Source organism: Streptomyces sp. NPDC054863, from assembly GCF_053610825.1.
The window spans coordinates 1-4,099 of record NZ_JBSGZD010000456.1; the positions used below are offsets into that span (position 1 = coordinate 1).

The 4,099-nt window shown below is 70.1% G+C and carries 4 protein-coding genes; 1 reads left to right on the top strand and 3 read right to left on the bottom strand.

Features of this window, described 5'->3' with window-relative positions:
* Positions 1 to 65 precede the first annotated feature (65 nt).
* The 3 genes from recA to ACWGIG_RS37475 form a co-directional block, all read right to left on the bottom strand.
* The gene (gene recA / locus ACWGIG_RS37465; RefSeq protein WP_453326192.1) at positions 66 to 1,196 is read right to left on the bottom strand and encodes a recombinase RecA; all 1,131 of its coding nucleotides are present in this window, start codon (positions 1,194 to 1,196) and stop codon (positions 66 to 68) included.
* A 205-nt stretch (positions 1,197 to 1,401) separates the two neighbouring features.
* Positions 1,402 to 2,673, bottom strand: coding sequence for an AI-2E family transporter (locus ACWGIG_RS37470; RefSeq protein WP_453326193.1), 1,272 nt, complete (start codon positions 2,671 to 2,673; stop codon positions 1,402 to 1,404).
* Between the two features lie 102 nt (positions 2,674 to 2,775).
* Positions 2,776 to 2,970, bottom strand: a complete 195-nt coding sequence (locus tag ACWGIG_RS37475) for a DUF3046 domain-containing protein (RefSeq protein ID WP_453326194.1) — start codon at positions 2,968 to 2,970, stop codon at positions 2,776 to 2,778.
* 79 nt (positions 2,971 to 3,049) lie between these two features.
* Between ACWGIG_RS37475 and ACWGIG_RS37480 the strand changes: the two genes are divergently transcribed.
* The gene (locus tag ACWGIG_RS37480; RefSeq protein ID WP_453326195.1) at positions 3,050 to 3,964 is read left to right on the top strand and encodes a hypothetical protein; all 915 of its coding nucleotides are present in this window, start codon (positions 3,050 to 3,052) and stop codon (positions 3,962 to 3,964) included.
* The last annotated feature ends 135 nt before the right edge of the window (positions 3,965 to 4,099 follow it).

Below are 4,099 nucleotides of genomic sequence, written 5' to 3' on the forward strand. Positions count from 1 at the left end.
GGCCCGCCGTACCCGCCGTGCTCGTCGTCCGTGCTGCCCGGCCAGTCCGTCCTCCGGGTCACGGACTAGCTCTTGGCCGCCGCGGCCTTGGCCGTCTTGGCCTTGGCCGCCGGAGCCGGTACGGACTTCGTGTCGGCGGCCGGTGCGGCCCCCGCCACGTCCGCGCCGGGCTCGCCCTCGGGAGCGTCCTTCTTGGGCTTGACGCCGACGCCCAGCTTCTCCTTGATCTTCTTCTCGATCTCGTCGGCGAGATCGGGGTTGTCCTTCAGGAAGTTGCGGGCGTTCTCCTTGCCCTGGCCGAGCTGGTCGCCCTCGTACGTGTACCAGGCGCCCGCCTTGCGGACGAAGCCGTGCTCCACGCCCATGTCGATCAGCCCGCCCTCGCGGCTGATCCCCTGGCCGTAGAGGATGTCGAACTCGGCCTGCTTGAAGGGCGGCGCGACCTTGTTCTTGACGACCTTGACGCGGGTGCGGTTGCCGACCGCGTCCGTGCCGTCCTTGAGGGTCTCGATGCGGCGGATGTCGAGGCGCACCGAGGCGTAGAACTTGAGCGCGCGGCCACCGGTCGTGGTCTCCGGCGAGCCGAACATCACACCGATCTTCTCGCGGAGCTGGTTGATGAAGATCGCGGTGGTCTGGGACTGGTGCAGCGCACCAGTGATCTTGCGCAGCGCCTGGCTCATCAGCCGGGCCTGGAGACCGACGTGCGAGTCGCCCATTTCGCCCTCGATCTCCGCACGCGGCACGAGCGCCGCCACGGAGTCGATGACGATCAGGTCGATGGCGCCGGAGCGGACCAGCATGTCCACGATTTCCAGCGCCTGCTCGCCGGTGTCCGGCTGGGAGAGGATCAGGTTGTCCGTGTCGACGCCGAGTGCCTTGGCGTACTCGGGGTCGAGCGCGTGCTCCGCGTCCACGAAGGCGACCGTGCCGCCGGCCTTCTGTGCGTTGGCCACGGCGTGCAGTGTCAGGGTCGTCTTGCCGGAGGACTCCGGCCCGTACACCTCCACCACACGGCCGCGCGGCAGTCCGCCGACGCCGAGGGCGATGTCCAGGGCGGTGGACCCGGTGGAGATGACCTCGATGGGGTCGTTCGGCCGGTCGCCGAGGCGCATCACCGCGCCCTTGCCGAATTGTCGTTCAATCTGTGCGAGGGCGGCGTCCAGCGCCTTCTCGCGGTCGGTGCCTGCTGCCATGGGTTCCACCCGATTTGCTTGAGTCGATCGCTTCACGTCAATGACGCTAACGCCTGCCACTGACAATCGGCCTCGGCGTCGCCCCGACCTGTGGATAACCCCATGAGAACCACCGGGGTCACAGGGCCGGACCACCAATGAGAATGGATGTTCGATTTTGCTGTCAAGTGAGACCCGCGGGCCTCCCGGCAGGTCCTTCAGGAGTTCAGGCGCCGTCCCCCGGCGCGGGCGGAGGCGGCTGCTGCGCGTCGCGGTCGCGGCGCAGCGCACCCCGGACCCGGGCCAGCGCCGACGCCCTCCTGCTCCGGTGGCCGTGCACCCGGGGGTCGTCGGTCACGTCGTACCGCTTCACGTACGCCCCCAGGAACGCCTGGAGCGTGGCGACGGCGGGGATCGCGATGAGCGCGCCGACCGCACCCATCAGCGCGGTGCCCGCGACGACCGAGCCGAAGGCGACGGCCGGGTGGATGTCGACCGTCTTCGCGGTGAGTTTGGGCTGCAGGATGTAGTTCTCGAACTGCTGGTAGACGACCACGAAACCGAGCACCCACACCGCGTACCAGGGGTTCACCGTGAAGGCGATCAGCATCGGCAGCGCACCCGCCAGATACGTGCCGATGGTGGGGATGAACTGCGAGATCAGACCCACCCACACCGCGAGCGCGGGTGCGTACGGCACTCCGAGGATCACCAGCAGGACGTAGTGCGCGACGCCCGAGATCAGGGCCATCAGGCCGCGTGAGTAGAGGTAGCCGCCGGTCTTGTCGACGGCGATCTCCCAGGCGCGCAGCACCTCCATCTGCCGGGCGGGCGGCAGTACGGAGCACAGTGCGCGGCGCAGCCGGGGCCCGTCGGCGGCGAAGTAGAACGAGAACAGGAAGATCGTCAGCAGCTTGAACAGGCCGCCCAGCACCGTCGTGGAGACGTCCAGGACGCCGCTCGCGCTGTTCTGTACGTACTTCTGGAGCCAGTCGGAGCGCAGCAGGCTGTCCTGCACCTCGACCCTGGACAGTTCGGTGTTGAAGGTGAGGTTGATCCAACTGATCACCGAGTCCAGGTACTTGGGGAACTCCTCGACCATCTCCACGATCTGACCGGCCAGCATCGACCCGAGCATCACGACGAAGCCGAGGCCCGCGACCATCACGCCGAAGAAGACCAGGAAGGTGGCGAGGCCGCGGCGCATCCCCCTGGCCGCCATCCGCCCGACCGCCGGCTCCACCGCGAGGGCGAGGAAGAAGGCGATCACGATGTTCAGGAGCAGCGCGATGAGCTGGTGGAACGCCCAGTAGCCGAGCTGGTAGCAGGCGTAGAGGGCGAGGGCGAGCGCCATCGCGCGCGGCAGCCAGCGGGGCATGCGCGCCGGGCCGGTGGGCGGGGCCCCGGGGGGCGCCGTGCTCGGCCGGTCGGTTGCCTGGGCTTGCGCGGGATCCGGGGCTTTCGCCCGGTCCTGGGCGCTCTCATCAGTCGGGGCCACGGGGCCAAGTGTCACTCATGAGTACGACAACGACGCACTCGTGTCACCTCGTGGAGGCGGCCCTCAGCGGCACCTCATAGAGGCATCTCGCGGGGCCGGGTGTCAGCGCCTGTCCCGGGGGACGTCCATCGCACCGCACACGGCCTGCCACACGCTCTTCGCGTCCCAGCCCGCGTCGAGCGCCTCGTACACCGTACGGCCGCCGAGTTCGGACATCACATGGTCGCGGGCGAAGGAGTCGGCGTAGCTCTCGCCGAAGTGCGCCGCCATCCGCTCCCAGAAAATCGTCAACCGCATGACATCAGTATCGCGCCCCTGAGAGTGCAGAGCGGTCCGCACCCCTTGCCTCCCGCGTCATCCGCCCTACCGTCGGCACATGGCTGGAATTGGAGCATCACCCCTCGCCCGTGCCGAGCACTTCGTCTGGCTGACCGCCCGGGTCCTGGAGCAGCGGCGTTTCGCGTACCACTTCCTCGGCGGCGGCGCGGATCAGGTCGAGACCGCGCTCACCGCGTACCTGGGTGAGGACGGCGGTTTTGGCCACGCGCTGGAACCCGATCTGCGGGGCCCGGTGAGTCAGCCGCTGCACACGGCGCACGCGCTGCGCGTGCTCGAATCGATCGGCCGCTGCGGCGGCACGCGCGTGGAGCGCGTCTGCCGCTATCTGACCGAGGTGTCGGCGAAGGACGGCGCGCTGCCCGCCGTGCACCCCTCGCAGCGCGGCTATCCGGCCGCGCCCTTCGTCCCCGTCCTGGACGATCCGCCGAGCGAGCTGCTGGCGACGGGCCCGGTGGTGGGGCTGCTGCACCGCAACGAGGTGTGGCACGCCTGGCTGTTCCGGGCCACCGACTTCTGCTGGGCCGCGGTGGAGTCCCTGCGGACGTCGCATCCGTACGAGGTCCAGGCCGCCGTCGCGTTCCTGGACGGCGTCCCGGACCGCTCCCGCGCCCAGGCCGCCGCGGACCGGCTCGGCCGATTGGTGCGCGAACAGGAGCTGGTGGTGCTGGACCCGGCCGAGCGCGACGAGATGCCGGTGGCGCCCGGCTACGCCCCCGGCGAGCACCACTTCGCGTACGACTACGCGCGCGTGCCGGACTCCCTGGCACGCGCCTGGTTCACGGACGAGGAGATGGCGCGCTCCCTGGACTTCCTGGCGGCGGAGCAGCAGGAGGACGGCGGCTGGCCGCTCCGGTGGCGGGCGTGGGCACCGGGGGCGGCGCTGGAGGCGCGTCCGCTCGTGACCATCGAGGCGCTGCGCACGCTCCGGGCGTACGGGCGCACCATCGACTGACCGGGAAGGGGCGCTGGAGGGGTGCCGCAGGGGGGCCGCCCAGCGACGCCCGGTCGGCCGAGCGGCACATGGCGGGGAGATCGCCGTCGGTCAGGATCAGCTCGCGCGGGCCCTCCGACATGTCCAGGACGAGGA

Excerpts from the sequence above, each read along its gene's own strand:
- recA (WP_453326192.1), bottom strand. The coding sequence starts at position 1,196 with ATGGCAGCAGGCACCGACCGCGAGAAGGCGCTGGACGCCGCCCTCGCA.
- ACWGIG_RS37475 (WP_453326194.1), bottom strand. The coding sequence starts at position 2,970 with ATGCGGTTGACGATTTTCTGGGAGCGGATGGCGGCGCACTTCGGCGAG.
- ACWGIG_RS37480 (WP_453326195.1), top strand. The coding sequence starts at position 3,050 with ATGGCTGGAATTGGAGCATCACCCCTCGCCCGTGCCGAGCACTTCGTC.